The organism is Streptomyces sp. NPDC004031, assembly GCF_053604375.1.
The window spans coordinates 1-17999 of the sequence record NZ_JBSGHL010000017.1 but is presented as its reverse complement, the minus strand read 5'-3'; the positions used below and the strand labels follow the sequence as shown (position 1 = coordinate 17999).

Genomic DNA, 17999 nt, shown 5'->3' with positions numbered 1-17999 from the left:
GGGACTCCCCGTCCCGGGCCCCCGGCCCGGCTCAGCGGTTGACGGACTGGATCTCCCGTACGGTGACGGTCTGGTGGCTCGCGAACGTCCCCGTCGGCAGCTTCGTCGGGTTCGGGTGCCCGGTCCCGACCCAGGTGATGTTCCAGGTCACGGTGATGTTCATGGTGTACGTCCCGTTGCCGGAGTCCTTGAGGTACACCACCCCGCACGGCGGCACGTTCCCCGCCCCCGGCGTCCACGCCGTCCCCGTGCCCTTGCACTTCCCCGACGCGGGGTACGTCTGCGCGTACGACGTCCCGGGGTCGATCGTGAACCCGGAGGGCGTCGCGGTCGTCGTCGCGGAGACGTTGTAGTCGGGGAGGAAGGCGGTGACCGACACCGGGTGGAAGACGGTGGGGTCCATCCACACCCAGGTGGGGATGTTCACGCCCTGCTTGCCGGCGGGGTTGATGGTGGCGTCGCCGGTGGGGATGCGGATCTCGTTGTAGGCCAGTTCCGCGAGCACCTCGGGCGTGATCACGTTGTGGTGGGCGGCGGGCGGGGTGTCGCCCTTGTCGACCCAGAAGGGCGGGTCCTGACACTGGTCCCAGCCGGGCGCGCCGGGGTTCGGCACGTAGCCGTACCACCAGTAGCCCTTGCCGGTCTTGTCCACGTTGAAGTCGGTGTACGGCTTGCCGTTCTCGTAGTGGTCCTTCTGCCCCACGACCCATTCGTTGCCGACGGACGGTTGAGCCCACACTCTCTCCCGCTCCGCCTTGAGCTGGGCGGGGGTGTAGTACGGCTCGTACCAGCACGCCGGCGGCTTCCAACTTCGGACGGGCGTGAGCGGACCGGCCGGATGGCCGGACGACGAGGTGCCGTTCTTGTCCCTGTTGTACTGCACGCCGGCGGTGGCGGTGATGTTGCCCCCTTTCTCACCACCGCCCGCGTTGCCGAGGTCGCCCAGGTCCGCGTGCGCGGGGACCTGGAGCAGCGCGGTCGTCAAGGCTGCCGCGGATCCGACCAGCAGCGCCCGCTGTATCCGCCGCGTCACGGCTGGCACTGCTTCGACCCCCGCTCGGAGACGATGTCGGTCGTCTGCCAGACCCCCTGCGCGCTCTTCTTCGCATGGGTGCTGTACAGGACGTAACTACGAGACGTTGTGGCGGACTTGTCGACTTTGCCGGAGCTGACGTGCTTGGGGAAGGCCTTGCTCTCGTCGGAGCAGTAGACGACCGACGCGTCGTCAGCGTCCTCCAGCGTGACCTTGCGGTCGAAGAACCGCACCGTTCCCGTCCACACAAGGCCCTTGTCGTGAACACCTTGGACATAGCTGATCGCGTTCGCGAGGCCCTTCTCGGTGGCGTAGAAGCCGAGATTCTCGGTCGTCGTGCCCTTGAAGACACCCTCGTCCATCGCGAGGACGTAACCGGCGTTGTCGGCGAGGACGGCGTCCTTCACGGGGTCACCCGTGTGCGCGTCCTCGAAGACGTCCTTCGCGTCGGAAGGCAGCGTGATCACCGGCCGCTTCGCCCCCGACGCGGTCGGCGACGGCGCGGCCGATGTCGTCGTCGGCGCGGGGGCCGACGTCGTGACGTCCTTGCCCGGGTCCTCGATCTTGCCGTCGTCCTTCTTCGAGCCGCCGCAGGCGGTGAGCACAAGCGCGGCAGAGACGGCCACGCAGGTGGCGGCGAGCGCGTGCGGTGCGCGCATGGTCAACAGACTCCCCGTTCGTTCGGCGAAAGGCCGCCGAACCGGGCACAACGGCGCACTCCCCCCGCGCACTCGGTCCACGGCCCCGTTTCGTGTGACGCCCGAGACTATCCAAGTCCCCGGCCCCACACGAGATGGACGCCCGCTTGGCCGGGACCGTTCCCTCCGGGCCCGGAAAGGCGCGGGCGGGCGCACTATGGGAGGAGCGGGTTCACGCGCGGACGGGGGTACGGCGATGAGCGGCAGGCGGTGGGTGGCGGGCACGGGGGTGGTGGCCGCGGTGCTGGTGGTGCTGGCGGGGTGTCAGCCGCCGGACACGGGCGGGACGTCGGGCAAGCGGGGGACGGGGACGCGCGCGCCCGCGGCCACCTCGTATCTGACCGGGGAGCCGGGGGCGGCCGGGCGCGTGCTGGCCGTGAAGATCGACAACGTGGGACCGGCGCGGCCCGCGACCGGGCTGGACGACGCGGCGATCGTGTACGCGATCGAGGTCGAGGGCGGGCTCTCCCGGCTGATGGCCGTCTACGACGACAAGCATCTGCCGCAGAAGGTCGGGCCGGTGCGCAGCGCGCGCGAGACGGATCTGCAGCTGCTCGCGGAGTACGACCACCCGGCGCTGGCCTTCTCCGGCGCGCAGAGCAAGCTGCTGCCGGTGCTGAAATCGAGCGACGACCTCACGGCGGTGACAGGTACCCGCGACTTCTTCCGCGACTCCGCCCGCCGCGCCCCGCACAACGAGTATCTGCGGCCGGCGGGTCCGGCGGCGAAGGGCAGCACCGCGCGGGACATCGGGCTGCGGTTCGCGGCGGCCGTCCCGGCGGGCGGTACGGCGGCCACCACCGCGTCGGCGAAGATGCCGTCCGCGCGTTTCTCGTTCGCCTGGGACGGCTCGCGCTACCGCGTCGCGATGGACGGGAAGACGTCCCCGTGGTCGGCGGACAACGTGATCATCCAGCACGTGGACGTCCAGGAGTCGCACTACCACAGCCGTACCGGCTTCGTTCCGTTCACGCAGACCGTGGGCCACGGGCAGGCGCGGATCCTGCGGGACGGCCGGTCGTACGCGGCGGTCTGGGACCGGCCGTCCGCCTCGTCCGGCACGTCGTACACGCTGCACGGCGCCGCGCTGCCGCTCAAGCCGGGGCACACCTGGATCGTGCTGGAGCCCTGAGGGGCGGGGACGCCGAGGGGGAGACGAGGAGATAGACAGCCAGCTGCACAGTTGGCTGTCCAAGTGCTACGGTGGAGGCATGAGCACGCAGCCCCCGCCCCCGCGGACCGACACCGGCGTCCTGGCCGGTGAGCTGCGGGTGGCGCTCGCCGCGCTGGTGCGGCGGCTGCGCGAGCAGGCGGACGGGATGGACCTCACGCGGTCGCAGTCGTCCGTGCTGCTGCGGCTGGAGCGGGAGGGGCCCGCGACGGCCACCGTGCTGGCCCGCGCCGAGGGCGTACGGCCGCAGTCGATGGCCAAGATCGTGCAGGCGCTGGAGGCGGCGGGGCTGGTCGGCGGCGCGCCCGACCCGAAGGACGGGCGCAAGACGCTGCTGAGCCTCACCGAGACCGCCCGGGAGGAATTCCGCACCGGCCGGCTCGCGAAGCAGGACTGGCTGACCAAGGCGCTCGACACGACGCTGAGCGCCGAGGAGATCGACCGGCTGGCGTCCGTCACCGACCTGCTGCGGCGGCTCGCCCAGTTCCCGTGACACCGCCGGCCGTCCGCCGGTCCGCGCCCGCCGTCGTACGGGGCAATCCACCCACCGATCGACCGAAGGACTCCGCATGCCCGTCACCACGCTCGACGAGAGCACCGCGCTCGTCGTCATCGACCTCCAGCGGGGCATCGTCACGATGCCCCTCGCCCACCCCGTCGAGGACGTCGTGGCGCGCTCGGCGGAGCTGGCGCGGGCCTTCCGCGACCGCGGGCTGCCCGTCGTGCTGGTCAATGTCGCCGGCACCCCGCAGGGACGGACGGACGCCGGGCCGGTCGCGCTGGACCGGCCCGAGGGCTGGACGGAGCTGATACCGGAGCTGGAGCAGCAGCCCGGCGACGTCCTCGTCACCAAGCACGCGCGCAGCGCCTTCACCGCCACCGGGCTCGCCGACACCCTGCGCGGGCTGGGCGTGACGCAGGTGGTCGTGACCGGCATCGCGACCAGCGGCGGCGTCGAGTCGACCGCGCGGGACGCGCACGAGCAGGGCTTCCACGTCACGCTGCCGGCCGACGCCATGACCGACCGGAGCGCCGGGCGGCACGACCACAGCCTGCTCCAGGTCTTCCCGCGGATCGCCGAGACCGGCACCACGCGGGACGTCCTGGACGCCCTCGCGTCCCTGCCGGTACAGCCCGGACTGCCGGTACAGCCCGGACAGTCCGGCAGCGGCTCCGCCGCCGGCCGGTCGTGACCGCCGCGACCCAGACCACCGCGACCGCGCCGCAGGCACCCGGCGGCGGCAAGCCGTTCGGCGCGCGCTTCGTGAGCCCGCTGCTGCTCGGCTCGACCCTGAACCCGATCAACAGCTCGATGATCGCGACCGGCCTGGTCGGGATCGGGCTGGACTTCCACAAGGGCGCCGGCACCACCGCCTCGCTGATCTCCGTGCTGTACCTGTGCAGCGCGGTCGCGCAGCCCACCATGGGCAAGCTCGCGACGCTCTTCGGGGCGCGCCGGGTGTTCCTGAGCGGGGTGGCGATCCTGCTGGTCGCGGGGGTCGTCGGCGCGACGGCGCCCGCCTTCGGTTTCCTGCTGGTGTCGCGCGCGCTCATCGGCATCGGCACCTCGGCCGCGTACCCGACGGCGATGGCGCTGGTCAGGAAGCGCGCGGACGAGGTGGGCACGGGGGTGCCGAGCCGGGTGCTGGGCAACTTCTCGATCGCCTCGCAGGTCACGATCGTCGTGGGGCTGCCGCTCGGCGGGCTGCTCGCGGGGGCGTGGGGCTGGCGCGCGCTCTTCCTGGTGAACGTGCCGCTCGCGCTCGTCACGCTGGTCTGCACGCTCGTCGGGGTGGCACCGGACCGGCCGGTGGCGAAGGAGTCGCGCGCGGCCCTGTTCACCGCGGTGGACGTGCCCGGCATCACGCTCTTCGCGGCCACGATCGTGAGCCTGCTGCTCTTCCTGTCCGACCTGACGTCGCCCGCCTGGTGGCTCGTCCCGGTGACGCTGCTGCTGGGCGCCGCGCTGACGGTGTGGGAGCGGCGGACGGCGCGCCCGCTCATCGACGTGCGGATGCTGGGCCGCAACCGGCGGCTGCTGCGCACGTACATCCGGCAGGCGGTCGTCGCGCTGGGCACGTACACCGCGCTGTACGGGCTGAGCCAGTGGATGGAGGAGTCCGCGGGCTACAGCGCCTCGCAGGTGGGGCTGATCATGCTGCCGCTGTCGGGCATCAGCATCGTGGTGGCCCGGCTGGTGTCGGGGCGCGGGTGGGTGCGGATGCCGCTCGTGCTGACCGGGGTGTCGCTGGTCGCGACGGGGGCGGTGATGCTGTTCATCACGCACACCTCGTCGGTGCTGGTGCTGCTGTGCATGTCGGCGCTGTTCGGTTTCGCGAACGGCTTCTCCGGCTTCGCCAACCAGGCCGCGCTGTACGTGCAGGCGCCCGCCGACGAGATCGCGGTCGCGTCCGGCCTCTACCGGACCTTCGCCTACATCGGCGCGATCTTCTCCTCCAGCCTCATCGCCATCGCCTTCGGGCACGCGGCGACGGACTCGGGCCTGCACGGGGTGTCGTACGTCATCGCGGGGATCGGGGTGCTGGTGCTGCTGATGAGCGTGCTGGACCGGGCGATCCCGGCCCGCACGGAGCGCTGAGCGGACCGTCGGGTCCTCGGACCCGCGGACCGCGGCCCCCGGGAGACCGGGGGCCGCGGCGGGCTCAGAGGGTGGCGGGCGGGTTGACCTGGGACTGCGGGATGCCGCTGCCGGTCAGGCCCCACTTGGCGAAGATCTTCGCGTAGTCGCCGCTCGCGATGAGCTTGTTCACCGCGTCGCTGAGCGCCTTGGCCACCGGGGAGTTGCGGGCGGTGACGAAGCCGACCGGGGTGGTCGACACCTCGCCCAGGAAGCGGGTGCCGGGGATGTGCGCCGCGTCGTACTTCAGGCCGAGCGTCGGGCCGAACATGACGTCGATCCGGCCGTTCTGGAGGCCCAGCACCCCGGCGGCCGAATCCGAGGAGTACTGCACGGTGTACGGCTTCTTGCCGGCCGCGGCGCACTTGTCCTTGTTGGCGTCGAGGATCTGCTGGAAGGTCGAGCCGGAGCCGGTGGAGATGGTCAGGCCGCACACGTCGGTGATCTGCGTGACGGTCTTCAGGTCGGAGTCCTTCGAGGCGAGGAAGGCCTGGCCGTCGTTGAGGTACGTGGCGAAGTCGACGACCTGCTCGCGGGCCTTGGTGACACCGAAGTTGTCCTGGCCGACGTCGTAACGCCCGTTCTGCACACCGGGGATGACGGTGGGGAAGGTGCCGTACTGGATGTCCCACTGCACGCCGAGCACCTTGGCGACCGCGTCGCGCAGGTCCACGTCGAGGCCGACGGGCTTGCCGTCGACCTCGCCGCCGTGCGGCAGGCCGACCGTGCCGGGTGCGCGGGTGGTGCCGAGGGTGAGCTTGCCGGCGTCGCGGATCTTCGCGGGGAGTTCGGCGGCGACGGTCGGGTCCGTGGCGATCGCGGACACCACGTCCTGGGTCGGGACGGCGTCGGTGTCACCGGACTTGGCGGCCGCGGCCTTGGTGGAGTCCTTCGTGCCGGAGCCCGTGCCGGAATCGGAGCCGGAGTCGGAGGAGCCGCAGCCGGCGAGCAGCAGCAGGGCCGCGGTCGCGGCGGCGAGGGCCGCGAGGGGGCCGCGTCTCGCGAGGTTCGGTCGGGCGGTGCTGCGGGTGCGGGCGCTGGTCACGGGCGTGCCTTTCGTACGGCGGAGCTGGTGGGCGGTTCGGGTACGCGGAGGTGCCGCGGGGGAGACGTGCAGGGGCGGGAGTGCCGCGGGGGTACGGCGGTGCGGGGTCACAGCACCGCCGAGAGGAAGGCGCGGGCGCGCTCGTGGCGGGGGGCGGTCAGGACGTCGGCGGGGGCGCCGGATTCGACGATGCGGCCGCCGTCGAGGAAGACCACGGTGTCGGCGACCTTGCGGGCGAAGCCGATCTCGTGGGTGACGACGATCATCGTCATGCCGCTGAGCGCCAGGTCCTGCATGACGCCGAGGACCTCGCCGACGAGTTCGGGGTCGAGCGCGCTGGTCGGCTCGTCGAAGAGCAGCAGCCGCGGGTCCATGGCCAGCGCGCGGGCGATGGCCACCCGCTGCTGCTGGCCGCCGGACAGCTGCCGCGGGTAGGCGCCCTCCCGGCCGCCGAGCCCGACGCGTTCCAGCAGTTCGCGGGCGCGGGCGGCGGCCTGCGGGCGGGAGCTGCCGCGGACGGCGACGGGCGCCTCGGTGACGTTCTCCAGCACGGTCAGGTGCGGGAAGAGGTTGAACTGCTGGAAGACCATGCCGACCTGGGCGCGCTGCCGGGTCACCGCGCGCGGCGGCAGCTCGCGCAGCCGGGTGCCGTCCCGGCGGTAGCCGACGAGGTCGCCGGCGATCTCGACGAAGCCCGCGTCCGGCTTCTCCAGGTGGTTGACGCAGCGCAGCAGCGTGGACTTGCCCGAACCGGACGGCCCGAGCAGCACCGTGACCTCGCCCTCGCGCACGTCGAGGTCGATGCCGTCCAGGACGGTCGTGCCGCCGAAGCTCTTGCGCAGGCCCCGTACCCGCACCAGCGGGTTTCCGCCGCCGGTCACGACAGCCCCGCCAGGTCGGTCCTGGTGCGTCCGAAGAGCGGCAGGTTGGCGCGGGTGAGCTGCCAGAACCCGCGCGCGGCGGGGCCGTTACGGGCCGGGCCGTCGCGCCGCGAGCCGCGGGCGTAGTACCGCTCGACGTAGAACTGGCCGATCGACAGCACGGTGGTGAGGATGATGTACCAGACCGTCGCGACCAGCAGCAGCGGGATGATCAGGAAGTTCTGGTTGTAGATGAGCTGCGCGGAGTAGAGCAGGTCCTCCACCGCGATGACGCTCACGATCGAGGTGGCCTTGAGCATCCCGATCAGCAGGTTGCCGGAGGCGGGCACGATCGCGGGCATCGCCTGCGGCAGCACGATCCGGCGGAAGATCCGCGCCTCGCCCAGGCCCAGCGCCTTGGCGGCCTCGCGCTGCCCGGGATCGACGGCGAGGATGCCGCCGCGCACGATCTCGCTGCTGAACGCGGCGACGTCCAGGGTCAGTCCGACGTACGCGGCGAGGATGCCGCTGAACAGGTGCGCGGTGCGGAAGTGCAGGAATTCCGGGCCGAAGGGCACGCCGAACGACAACCGCGGGTAGAGCGAGGCGAGTTCGAACCAGAACAGCAGCTGTACGAGCGGCGGCACCGAGCGGATGAGCCACACGTAGCCGAAACTCACCGCGCGCAGCACCGGGTTGCCGGACAGCCGCATCGCGGCCACCGCGATGCCCAGCAGGTAGCCGCTGGTCATCACGGCGGCGGTGAGCCAGAGGGTGAGTTCCAGGCCGTGCAGGATGTTGTGGCTGAGGAAGTAGTCGCCGACGACGCCCCACTGGAAGCGCTTGTTGGCGACGAGGGTGTGGCCCGCCATCGCGAGCAGCAGGAGCAGCACCGCGGCCGACACCCACTGGCCGGGGTGGCGCAGCGGTACGAGCCGGGCGGCGAGCAGCTCCCGGTCGGCGGGCCGGTGGTCGAGGGCGGACAGCGACGGCGGGGGCTGCGTACCGGGCGGCGGATGGCCGGGGTCGGGGCCGCCCGCGGGGTCCTTGCCGGGCGGGTCGGGGTCCTTCGCGAGGGAGGGTGCGGGCGCGGGGGTGTCGTGGGGCATGGCGGGTCCCGTCTGGTCGGGAGCACGGCGGCGCCGGGCCGCGTACGGCGGTGTACGGGCGTGCGCGCTGCCGGACGTGCGGCAGGGAGGGGCGGCGCGGAGCAGGAGGCGGGACGGCGCCCCGGACACGGGGGCCGCCCACGGAGCCGGGGAGACCGGAGAAGGCGGTGCGGCCGGGGACGGGCGCCGTCACACGGGCGGCGGCGCCTGCGGGGAAAGCGGCCGGGCGGAGGGAGAAGTGCGGCTCAGACGGCCGGGCGGGCCACCGGACACAGGGCGCTGCTGACGCGGAGGAGGTCGACGTGCCGCCGCTCCACCCGGGCCGGGAAGGAGCCGCGGGGGTGCGTCGTGCGGTCGCGCTGCACTGCGGCGGCCATGGCTTCCCCTCGCTCTCTCGTCTCGACGCGCATCGCCCCGTACGCGGTACGGGGCCTGTGGGCCAGCACGTTAACGGGCAGTCGCCGTTCGGACAATCCCCTTCCCCGGCACCGGAGTCGAGAAGCGACGCACGTCACGTGCGGCGGAAGGGGATTGTGCGGGGCCGCGCGGCGGAGTTACGGTCGGGCGGAGGCCACAGGTGCCGCCAGGCAGCGGGCCGTCGAGGATGTGCACCGGACACGGGCGAGACCCGGCCGGGCGACGGGGAGGGAGGCGGAAGCGATGCGGTCCACCCGGCGTACCCGCCCGGCCGTCACCAGCCCGACCGTCACGGCCGCGGCCGTCACGCCCTCCCGTCGCACCGCCCCGGCGCCGCTCGCGTACCCCCGGCCCGCCTCCCCCGCGCCCGCCGCGTCCTGCGGGTGCACGCCGCCCGCGCTCGTGACGTACTCCCGGCGGCACATCGACCTGCAGCGTGTCGCCACCGCCCTGTGTCCGGGCCTGGCGAACGGCCGTTCCGGGGCCTGACCACCGGACCGCCGCGCGACCGGCGCCGTACGTCCGCGCCCGCGCCCGCCCCACCCCGCACCATCCCGTTCCCGGCCCCGCACGGCCCGGCCCCGCGTACCCCGCACCGGCGCACCCCGCGCCGTGACGCCGTACGCGGAGGCGGCCCGCGCCGCCGGTCCCCTCGCGATCCTCGCGCCCCTCCGAGCAGGAAGCGGTAACCGCCCATGCCCCGGAACCCCGACCACCTCCACCTCGCCGCCGCCCTGGACGGCGCCGGCTGGCATCCCGCCGCCTGGCGCGAGCCCGGCGCGCGGCCCGCCGACCTCTTCCGGGCCGGCTACTGGGCCGACCTGGCCGCGCGCGCCGAACGGGGCCTGCTGGATCTCGTCACGATCGAGGACTCGCTCGGCCCGCAGACCGCCCCGCTCGCCGGTCCCGACGACCGCACCGACCTGGTGCGCGGGCGGCTCGACGCCGTGCTGACCGCGGCCCGGATCGCGCCGCTGACCCGGCACCTGGGGCTGGTGCCGGTCGCGGTGGTCACCCACACCGAGCCCTTCCACCTGTCGAAGGCCGTCGCCACGCTGGACCACGTCAGCACGGGGCGGGCGGGCGTGCAGGTCAGGGTGTCGCTGCGGCAGGACGAGGCCGCGCACTTCGGGCGCCGTGACCTGCCCGGCATCTCCTCGGTCGCCGAGCTGGAGTCGCCCGCCGGACAGGCCCTGTTCCGCGAGCTGTTCGGGGAGGCGGCCGACGCGGTGGAGGTGGTGCGGCGGCTGTGGGACAGCTGGGAGGACGACGCGGTGATCCGCGACGCGGCCACCGGCCGCTTCGTGGACCGCGGCAAGCTGCACTACATCGACTTCACGGGCGACCACTTCAGCGTCAAGGGCCCCTCGATCACCCCGCGCCCGCCGCAGGGCCAGCCGCTGGTGGCGGGCCTCGCGCACGCCGGCGAGCCCTTCCGGCTCGTCGGCACCTCCGCCGACCTGGGCTTCGTCACCCCGCACGACACCGCGCAGGCCGCCGCGACCGTCGCGGCGATCCGCACCGCGCAGGAGGACGCCGGGCGCGGCGGCGAGACCGTGCACGTCTTCGCCGACCTGGTGGTCTTCCTGGACGCCGAGCCGGGCCGGGCCGCCGAGCGCCGGGCCCGGCTGGACGCCGCGCTCGACGCCCCGTACCAGAGCGACGCCCTGGTCTTCGCCGGGACGCCCGCCGAACTCGCCGACGTGCTCCAGGACTTCGCCACCGCCGGGCTCACCGGCTTCCGGCTGCGCCCGGCCGAACTGCCGCACGACCTGGACGCGATCACCGAAGGGCTGGTCCCGGAGCTGCAGCGGCGCGGTGCCTTCCGCACCGCGTACGGGGCCGACACCCTGCGCGGCCTGCTCGGGCTGCCCCGCCCGGCGAGCCGCTACGCCGCCGTCTGACCCGCGACCCCGCCCGCCCGCACCACCCCCCTTGGAGGGCCACCCGCCATGAGCACCGCGCCCGGCAGCCGCACCGAGTCCGGCAAGCCCCGCAAGCAGATCCACCTCGCCGTGCACTTCCCCGGCGTGAACAACACGACCGTGTGGAGCGACCCGGCGGCCGGCAGCCAGATCGACTTCGCCTCCTTCGTCCACCTCGCCCGTACCGCCGAACGCGCCAAGTTCGACTTCCTCTTCCTCGCCGAGGGCCTGCGGCTGCGCGAGCAGGCCGGGAAGATCTACGACCTGGACGTGGTGGGCCGCCCCGACACGTTCACGGTGCTGGCCGCGCTCGCCGCCGTCACCGACCGGCTCGGCCTGGCCGGCACGATCAACTCGACCTTCAACGAACCGTACGAGGTGGCACGGCAGTTCGCGTCCCTCGACCACCTCTCGGCGGGCCGCGCCGCGTGGAACGTCGTGACGTCCTGGGACGAGTTCACCGGGGAGAACTTCCGCCGTGGCGGCTACCTCGCCCGCGAGGACCGCTACACGCGGGCCACGCAGTTCCTGACCGCCGTCACGGCGCTGCTCGACTCCTGGCGCGGCGACGAGATCGCCGCCGACAAGGAGTCCGGGACCTTCCTGCGCGACCCGGACGCCGGACGGTTCGCCCACCGGGCCGACCAGTTCGACATCCGCGGGCGCTTCAACGTGCCGCGCAGCCCGCAGGGCCGGCCGGTGATCTTCCAGGCGGGCGACTCCGACCAGGGCCGGGAGTTCGCGGCCTCCGGCGCCGACGCGATCTTCACCCGGCACGGCACGCTGGAGGCGGGCAAGGCCTTCTACGCCGACGTCAAGGGCCGGCTGGCGAAGTACGGCCGCTCCCCCGACGAGCTGCTGATCCTGCCCGGTGTCACCTTCGTGCTCGGCGACACCCCGGCCGACGCCGCCGAGAAGGCCGACGTCATCCGCCACCAGCAGGTCAGCGGGCCCACCGCGATCGCCTTCCTGGAGCGGGTCTGGAACCGCGACCTGAGCGGCTACGACCCGGACGGCCCGCTGCCGGACGTCGAGCCGCTGTACGAGGGCGAGCTGATCGCCCTCGGGCGCGCCGACGCCCGCGGCCAGGAACTGCTGGAGACCGTGACGCGGTGGCGGGAGACCGCCGAACGCGACAAGCTGTCGATCCGCGAACTGGTCATCGCCGAGACCGGCCGCCAGTCCTTCATCGGCACCCCGCAGCAAGTGGCCGCGCAGTTGGACGACTTCGTGCAGGCCGACGCCAGCGACGGCTTCATCCTGGCGCCGCACCTGATCCCCGGCGGGCTCGACGACTTCGCCGACACGGTCGTGCCGCTGCTCCAGGAACGCGGCGTCTTCCGCACCGAGTACACCGGCGAGACGCTGCGCGACCACCTGGGGCTGCCGCCGCTCCCCCCGGTGGCGGGCGGCCTGCGCACGGTGGAGGCGGCGTCGTGAAATTCCTCGCCATCACCCTGATCGTGCACGCCCCGCACCCCGTGACCGGCGAACTGCCCTCGACGCAGGAGCGCTTCCGCGAGGTGGTCGACAACGCCCTGCTGGCCGAGGAGCTGGGCTTCGACGGTTTCGGGGTGGGCGAGCGGCACGAGCGGCCCTTCATCTCCTCCGCCCCGCCGGTGGTGCTCAGCCACCTGGCCGCCCTCACCTCCCGCATCCGGCTCTTCACCGCCGTGACGACACTGAGCCTGCTGGACCCGGTCCGGGCCTACGAGGACTACGCCACGCTGGACCATCTGTCTGGCGGGCGGCTGGAGTTGATCGTCGGCAAGGGCAACGGCAGCGCGCAGCGCGAGCTGTTCGACGTCACGACGGAGGACCAGTGGGCGCGCAACGCCGAGAGCTACGCGCTCTTCCGGCGGATCTGGCGCGAACGCAAGGTCACCGCGCAGCCGCGCTTCCGCCCCGCGCTGGAGGAGGCCGAGGTGTGGCCGGAGCCGTACCAGCAGCCGATCCGGATCTGGCACGGCAGCGCCACCAGCCGGGAGTCGGTGGACCTCGCCGCCCGGTACGGCGACCCGCTGTTCTCCGCGAACGTCACCAACCCCATCGAGCCGTACGCCGAGTTGGTGCGGTACTACCGGGAGCGCTGGGCGCACCACGGGCACGATCCGGCGCTCGCCACGGTCGGCGCGGGGTCCGCGGGCTACTACGCCGCGCGTACCTCGCAGGAGGCCGTCGCCGCCTACCGGCCGGTGTTCGAGGGCCGTCTGGCCTTCCAGAAGCGGCTGGGCGTCGAGCCGGTCTTCGCGACGCTGGAGGACTTCGTGGAGCGCAGCTCCGCGCTGATCGGCAGCCCGCAGCAGGTCGTCGAGAAGGTGCACCGCTACCACGAGCAGTTCGGCCACAGTGTGCTGCACCTGCACGCGGACGCGGACGGCCTCACCCAGGCGCAGCACCGCGACGCGCTGGAGCTGTTCCAGGCGGAGATCGCGCCCGTGCTGCGCAAGGAGATCCCCGACCCGCCGTGGCCCTGGGCCCCGGCCGGGCTGCCGGACGCCCCCCGCTCTACCGACCACGCCGACGCGGCCCCCGCCGCCTGACCGACAAGGAGCGCCGCCGTGGCACCCACCCCGCTCGCCGTCCTCGACCTCGTCCCGATCCCGTCCGGCTCCACCGCGCCGCAGGCGCTGCGCAACAGCATCGATCTCGCCCGGCGCACCGAGGAGTTCGGCTACGCCCGCTACTGGTTCGCCGAGCACCACCTCAACCCCGGGGTGGCCGGCACCTCCCCCGCGGTCGTGCTCGCCCTCACCGCCGCCGCGACCCGCACCATCCGGCTCGGCTCGGGCGCGGTGCAGCTCGGGCACCGCACCGCGCTGGCGACCGTCGAGGAGTTCGGGCTGCTGGACGCCCTGCACCCGGGCCGCTTCGACCTCGGCCTCGGCCGCTCGGGGGCGCGCGGCGCGCCGGGCGAGGCCCCCAAGGTCGCGGTGCCGGCGGGCGGCACCCCGCCCCCGGTCGTCGACGGCCGCGCCCCGAACGGCCTGCGCATACCGGCCCGGTTCGCCCCCGAGCGCCTGCTCGCCTCGCCCCGCTTCGTCCTGCACCAGAAGCTGCTGACGCTGCCGGGCGCCCAGCCCCAGCCCTACGACGAGCAGATAGCCGACATCCTCGCGCTGCTCGCCGGGACGTACGTCGGCGCGGACGGCGTGCCCGCGCACGTCGTGCCCGGCGAGGGCGCCGACCTCCAGCTGTGGATCCTCGGCAGCAGCGCGGGCGTCAGCGCGCGGACGGCGGGCGCGAAGGGCCTCCGGTTCGCGGCCAGTTACCACGTCAGCCCGGCCGGCGTACTGGAGGCGGTGGAGGCCTACCGGGCCGCCTTCGTGCCGTCCGCCGAGCTGGAGCGCCCGTACGTGAGCGTGTCGGCGGACGTGGTCGTGGCCGAGGACGAGGCGAAGGCGCGGGAGCTGGCGTCCGGGTACGGGCTGTGGGTGCACAGCATCCGCAGCGGCGCGGGCGCGATCCCCTTCCCGACCCCGGAGCAGGCCGCCGCGCACGTGTGGCAGCCGGAGGAGCGGGAGCTGGTCGCCGACCGGATCGAGACGCAGTTCGTCGGCAGCCCGCGGCAGGTCGCCGACCAGCTGGAGACGCTGCGCGACGCGACCGGCGCCGACGAGCTGATCGTCACCACCATCACCCACGACCACGCCGACCGGGTGCGGTCCTACCAGCTGCTCGCCGAGGAGTGGCAGCGCCGCTGACACCCCCACCCGGCCCCCGTACGTCCCACCACCACGACCAGGAAGACACCATGAGCGCATCCGCACAGCCCATCACCGCCGCCGACCGGGCGGCCTTCGCCGAGGAATGGCAGGAGTGGCACCGGCAGAAGGACGAGACGTTCGCCGGCCCGCACGGCTTCCTCGCCATCACCAGCCTCAACTGGCTGGACGAGAACCCCACCCGCTTCCCCGACGCGCCCGGCCTGTGGTCCAGCACCGCCGAGGGCGTGACCGTCCAGCTCGACGCGGACGAGGAACTGCTGCTGGACGGCGAGGTCCTGCGCGGCCGCCACGACTTCGGTGTCCTCGCCGAACGCTCCAGCGTCTACCCCGCCGCCGGGGACGCGGTGTTCGAGGTCGCCAAGCGCGGCGGCCACGACATCCTGCGCCCCCGGCACCCCGACAGCGAGCTGCGGCAGTCCTTCACCGGCACCCCCGCCTACGACCCCGACCCGCGCTGGGCCGTGCCCGGCCGCTACGAGGCCTTCGCGACGCCCCGCCCCACGACGGTCGGCGCGGTCGTGGAGGGCCTGGAGCACGTGTACGACGCCGTGGGCCGCGTCGACTTCGCGGTCGACGGCACCTCCTACGCGCTGACCGCGTTCGAGGGCGCCGCCCCCGGCACGCTCCACATCCTCTTCACCGACGCCACCTCGGGCGTCACCACCTACGCCGCCAACCGGTCGCTGTCGGTCGCCGCCCCGGACGCCGAGGGCAACGTGGTGCTCGACTTCAACCGCGCCACCAACCTGCCGTGCGCCTACACCGACCTCGCCACCTGCCCGCTGCCGCCCGCCGAGAACCGCCTCGCGCTGTCCGTCGAGGCGGGCGAGCTCATCCCGACGGTGCCCGCGGCGGCCACCCGCTCCGTCCCGGCCTGAGGCCCGCGCTCATCCCGCCGCCGTGGCGTATCCCGCGACCAGGTCCGCGAGGCGCCTGCCCTCCCCCTCGGCGTCGGCGAACACGGTGAGTCTTCTGATCAGGTCCACGTCCGCGAGCCGGACGCCCTCGCGGGCGAGGACGAAGACCAGGGTGAGGAAGGCGCAGCGGGCGTTGCCGTCGTCGAAGGGGTGGAAGAAGCAGATGTCGAGGTGGGCCCGCGCCGCCCGCGCGGGCAGCGGCGGGGCGCCCGCGCCGTCGGCGGCGCTCTCGGCCAGGCACGCGTCCAGCCGCGCCCGGGTGCCGGGACCGATGCCGTACCGCTCCCGGCCGCCCTTGGCGAAGGCGGGGAGGGTGCGGAAGGCGGGCGGCCGCGGGGTGCCGAGGACGTGCTGCTGCCAGCGGGCGAGCAGGCCGGTGTCGAGCCGGGCGCCGCGCGCCGCGTCGGCCCGCACCAGGCGGAGGGCGGCGGCCAGGCCCTCGGCCCGGTCCGGGTCGATGAGGGTGTCGAAGGTGCGGATGTGCTCCGCCGCGCCGTCCCGTCCCGGGGTGGCGGAGCCGCCCGGACCGATGTCCCGCACGTCCGCCCAGCGCTCGGCCGCGCGGACCTCCAGCCAGCGCGCCAGGTGGTCGGGCGGCTCCGCGGCGGGGGCGGGGGCGTCCTGCGGGCGCAGCGGCGCGGTCAGCCGCGCGGCGACCTCGTCGGCGGTCGCCGGGTCGGGGCCGCACCAGCTGCGGAAGCGTCCGCCCACGGCCTGCTCGACCAGTTCGGCGGCGCGCGCGTCGGCCACCTCCCACCGGGTCAGGTACCAGCGCAGCACCTGGCGGCAGTGCCCGTACCAGCCGCTGGCGCCCTCGGTGCGGTCGCCCACCTGGAGGATCAGGGCGCGCGCGGTGCGCTCCCACAAGATGCGCTGGTCGTCGATGTCGGCGAGCCGCAGCGGGTAGGCCTCGAAGCGCCAGGCCAGGTTCTCCAGCCAGTCGCGCCACTCGCGCAGCGCCTCGGCGACCACGGCGAGCGTCTCGTCCGGGTCCTCGCGGATCGAGTCGGAGGCGTGGCACCAGGCGGAGACGGGGCCGCCGTCGAACTCGGCCTCGCCGATGCCCCAGCACCAGCCGGCGGCCCAGCGGCCGTAGTGCCGCGCGAGGCCGTAGGTGAGGGCGTCCGACCACGTCCTGGCCTCCGCCCGCCAGGTGCTGTCCAGGTGGTCGAGCCCGCGCAGGCGCGGGTGGACCGGTATGCGGCGGGCGGCGGTCAGGGACCGTACGACGTCGTCGGCGGACGCGCTGTCGAAGGGATGCCGGGCGGGGTCCACGTCGTCCCAGCTCAGCAGGCGGGGCACCCAGGGGTGTAGCACGCCCGCCAGTGTCCGCGCCGGCCCCGCGCCCGGCAACCGGATTTGCGCCGCCGCCCCGGGCCGCGGCCGGGCCCGTCAGTCGAGGTAGCCGCGGAGCTGGTCGGCGAAGGTGTGGTCGCGGAGTTTGTTGAGAGTCTTGGACTCGATCTGGCGGATGCGTTCGCGGGTCACGCCGAACAGGCCGCCGATCTCCTCCAGGGTGCGCGGGCGGCCGTCGGCGAGGCCGTAGCGGAGCTGGACGACGCGGCGTTCGCGCTCGCCGAGGGTGGACAGGACCGCCTCCAGGTGCTCGCGCAGCAGCAGGAAGGCGGCCGTCTCGACGGGGGAGACGGCGTCGCCGTCCTCGATGAGGTCGCCGAGGGCGACGTCGTCCTCCTCACCGACCGGGGCGTGCAGCGAGACCGGTTCCTGGGCGAGCCGCAGCACCTCGCCGACGCGTTCGGGGGTGATGTCGAGCTGCGCGGCGACGTCCTCGGCGGTGGGTTCGTGGCCGCGCTCCTGGAGCAGGCGGCGCTGGACGCGGATGACGCGGTTGATCAGTTCGACGACGTGGACGGGCACGCGGATCGTGCGGGCCTGGTCGGCGAGCGCGCGGGACATGGCCTGCCGGATCCACCAGGTCGCGTACGTCGAGAACTTGTAGCCGCGGGTGTAGTCGAACTTCTCGACGGCCCTGATCAGGCCGAGGTTGCCCTCCTGGACGAGGTCGAGCATCGTCAGGCCGCGTCCGATGTAACGTTTCGCCACCGAGACCACCAGCCGCAGGTTCGCCTCGATGAGCCGCCGCTTGGCCACCCGGCCCAGCACCACGATGCGGTCCAGGTCCACCGCGAGCCGCGAGTCCAGCGCGGGGAAGGCGGCGAGCTTCTCCTCGGCGAAGAGCCCCGCCTCGACCTGCCGGGCCAGCTCCACCTCCTGCTCGGCGGTGAGCAGCGGAATGCGCCCGATCTCCCGCAGGTACTGCCGGAAGAGGTCGGCCGACGGGCCCGCCGGGTCCGCGCGCGGGCGGGCCGGGAGCGGTACGCCGACCGCCTCGCCCTCGTCGTACGGCGCGGCGCCCGGCTCGCCGTCCGCCGGATGCGGCTCCGTACGACTCCTACCCGGCCGACGACCCCTTCTGGACGGTGAAGCCGGGCGACCC

The 17999-nt window shown here is 73.9% G+C and carries 18 protein-coding genes; 10 read left to right on the top strand and 8 right to left on the bottom strand.

All coding sequences use genetic code 11. From position 1 onward, the window contains the following. Positions 1-31: 31 nt before the first annotated feature. Together ACWERV_RS13450 and ACWERV_RS13445 are read right to left on the bottom strand one after the other, a co-directional pair. Positions 32-1033, bottom strand: a complete 1002-nt coding sequence (locus ACWERV_RS13450; RefSeq protein ID WP_452932431.1) for a hypothetical protein — start codon at positions 1031-1033, stop codon at positions 32-34. Further along, the gene (locus ACWERV_RS13445; protein ID WP_452932428.1) at positions 1030-1692 is read right to left on the bottom strand and encodes a hypothetical protein; all 663 of its coding nucleotides are present in this window, start codon (positions 1690-1692) and stop codon (positions 1030-1032) included. The genes ACWERV_RS13450 and ACWERV_RS13445 overlap by 4 nt, the downstream gene beginning before the upstream one ends. 235 nt (positions 1693-1927) lie before the next feature. On the opposite strand from ACWERV_RS13445, the gene ACWERV_RS13440 reads away from it, so the two are divergent. From ACWERV_RS13440 to ACWERV_RS13425, 4 genes are all read left to right on the top strand, one after another. Further along, entirely contained in the window at positions 1928-2863 is a 936-nt protein-coding gene (locus ACWERV_RS13440; protein ID WP_452932425.1) for a DUF3048 domain-containing protein, read from the top strand. Positions 2864-2942: 79 nt separating this feature from the next. Then, the gene (locus tag ACWERV_RS13435; protein ID WP_452932422.1) at positions 2943-3395 is read left to right on the top strand and encodes a MarR family winged helix-turn-helix transcriptional regulator; all 453 of its coding nucleotides are present in this window, start codon (positions 2943-2945) and stop codon (positions 3393-3395) included. A 76-nt stretch (positions 3396-3471) separates the two neighbouring features. Then, the gene (locus tag ACWERV_RS13430) at positions 3472-4095 is read left to right on the top strand and encodes an isochorismatase family cysteine hydrolase (RefSeq protein ID WP_452932419.1); all 624 of its coding nucleotides are present in this window, start codon (positions 3472-3474) and stop codon (positions 4093-4095) included. Beyond that, on the top strand, positions 4092-5501 hold the full coding sequence (locus tag ACWERV_RS13425) for an MFS transporter (protein ID WP_452932416.1): 1410 nt from the start codon (positions 4092-4094) through the stop codon (positions 5499-5501). Before ACWERV_RS13430 ends, ACWERV_RS13425 begins: the two co-directional genes overlap by 4 nt. Positions 5502-5565: 64 nt before the next feature. Here the strand turns inward: ACWERV_RS13425 and ACWERV_RS13420 are convergent, their stop codons facing one another. The 4 genes from ACWERV_RS13420 to ACWERV_RS13405 form a co-directional block, all read right to left on the bottom strand. Continuing rightward, entirely contained in the window at positions 5566-6585 is a 1020-nt protein-coding gene (locus ACWERV_RS13420; protein WP_452932413.1) for an ABC transporter substrate-binding protein, read from the bottom strand. A 107-nt stretch (positions 6586-6692) separates the two neighbouring features. Next, positions 6693-7466 carry an amino acid ABC transporter ATP-binding protein gene (locus tag ACWERV_RS13415; RefSeq protein ID WP_452932410.1) on the bottom strand — a complete coding sequence of 258 codons (774 nt, stop codon included), beginning with the start codon at positions 7464-7466 and terminating at the stop codon, positions 6693-6695. Further along, positions 7463-8554: an amino acid ABC transporter permease gene (locus ACWERV_RS13410; protein ID WP_452932408.1), complete on the bottom strand. Its 1092-nt coding sequence runs from the start codon at positions 8552-8554 to the stop codon at positions 7463-7465. The genes ACWERV_RS13415 and ACWERV_RS13410 overlap by 4 nt, the downstream gene beginning before the upstream one ends. Positions 8555-8799: 245 nt before the next feature. Beyond that, positions 8800-8931 (bottom strand): putative leader peptide, encoded by a 132-nt coding sequence (locus tag ACWERV_RS13405; protein ID WP_398182053.1) that lies wholly within the window; start codon positions 8929-8931, stop codon positions 8800-8802. A 283-nt stretch (positions 8932-9214) separates the two neighbouring features. Here ACWERV_RS13405 and ACWERV_RS13400 point away from each other — a divergent pair, with 283 nt between their 5' ends. From ACWERV_RS13400 to ACWERV_RS13375, 6 genes are all read left to right on the top strand, one after another. Further along, entirely contained in the window at positions 9215-9460 is a 246-nt protein-coding gene (locus tag ACWERV_RS13400) for a putative leader peptide (RefSeq protein WP_452932404.1), read from the top strand. Positions 9461-9666: 206 nt separating this feature from the next. Continuing rightward, entirely contained in the window at positions 9667-10875 is a 1209-nt protein-coding gene (locus ACWERV_RS13395; protein WP_452932401.1) for an LLM class flavin-dependent oxidoreductase, read from the top strand. 48 nt (positions 10876-10923) lie between these two features. After that, positions 10924-12336 carry an NtaA/DmoA family FMN-dependent monooxygenase gene (locus ACWERV_RS13390; protein WP_452932399.1) on the top strand — a complete coding sequence of 471 codons (1413 nt, stop codon included), beginning with the start codon at positions 10924-10926 and terminating at the stop codon, positions 12334-12336. Continuing rightward, positions 12333-13439 (top strand): LLM class flavin-dependent oxidoreductase, encoded by a 1107-nt coding sequence (locus tag ACWERV_RS13385; protein WP_452932396.1) that lies wholly within the window; start codon positions 12333-12335, stop codon positions 13437-13439. The genes ACWERV_RS13390 and ACWERV_RS13385 overlap by 4 nt, the downstream gene beginning before the upstream one ends. An 18-nt stretch (positions 13440-13457) precedes the next feature. Further along, complete coding sequence (locus ACWERV_RS13380; RefSeq protein WP_452932394.1) at positions 13458-14600, top strand: LLM class flavin-dependent oxidoreductase; 1143 nt, start codon at positions 13458-13460, stop codon at positions 14598-14600. Positions 14601-14650: 50 nt separating this feature from the next. Further along, positions 14651-15502, top strand: coding sequence for a DUF1684 domain-containing protein (locus ACWERV_RS13375; protein ID WP_452932391.1), 852 nt, complete (start codon positions 14651-14653; stop codon positions 15500-15502). 9 nt (positions 15503-15511) lie between these two features. On the opposite strand, the gene ACWERV_RS13370 is transcribed toward ACWERV_RS13375, so the two are convergent. Together ACWERV_RS13370 and ACWERV_RS13365 are read right to left on the bottom strand one after the other, a co-directional pair. Further along, positions 15512-16858 carry a Fic family protein gene (locus ACWERV_RS13370; RefSeq protein ID WP_452932388.1) on the bottom strand — a complete coding sequence of 449 codons (1347 nt, stop codon included), beginning with the start codon at positions 16856-16858 and terminating at the stop codon, positions 15512-15514. 75 nt (positions 16859-16933) lie between these two features. Next, positions 16934-17999: RNA polymerase sigma factor (locus ACWERV_RS13365; RefSeq protein WP_452932385.1), on the bottom strand; the 1066-nt coding region annotated here is incomplete at its 5' end.

Coding starts and splice junctions, on each gene's coding strand:
- ACWERV_RS13445 (WP_452932428.1), bottom strand. CDS start 1,692: ATGCGCGCACCGCACGCGCTCGCCGCCACCTGCGTGGCCGTCTCTGCC.
- ACWERV_RS13440 (WP_452932425.1), top strand. CDS start 1,928: ATGAGCGGCAGGCGGTGGGTGGCGGGCACGGGGGTGGTGGCCGCGGTG.
- ACWERV_RS13435 (WP_452932422.1), top strand. CDS start 2,943: ATGAGCACGCAGCCCCCGCCCCCGCGGACCGACACCGGCGTCCTGGCC.
- ACWERV_RS13430 (WP_452932419.1), top strand. CDS start 3,472: ATGCCCGTCACCACGCTCGACGAGAGCACCGCGCTCGTCGTCATCGAC.
- ACWERV_RS13410 (WP_452932408.1), bottom strand. CDS start 8,554: ATGCCCCACGACACCCCCGCGCCCGCACCCTCCCTCGCGAAGGACCCC.
- ACWERV_RS13405 (WP_398182053.1), bottom strand. CDS start 8,931: ATGGCCGCCGCAGTGCAGCGCGACCGCACGACGCACCCCCGCGGCTCC.
- ACWERV_RS13400 (WP_452932404.1), top strand. CDS start 9,215: ATGCGGTCCACCCGGCGTACCCGCCCGGCCGTCACCAGCCCGACCGTC.
- ACWERV_RS13395 (WP_452932401.1), top strand. CDS start 9,667: ATGCCCCGGAACCCCGACCACCTCCACCTCGCCGCCGCCCTGGACGGC.
- ACWERV_RS13390 (WP_452932399.1), top strand. CDS start 10,924: ATGAGCACCGCGCCCGGCAGCCGCACCGAGTCCGGCAAGCCCCGCAAG.
- ACWERV_RS13375 (WP_452932391.1), top strand. CDS start 14,651: ATGAGCGCATCCGCACAGCCCATCACCGCCGCCGACCGGGCGGCCTTC.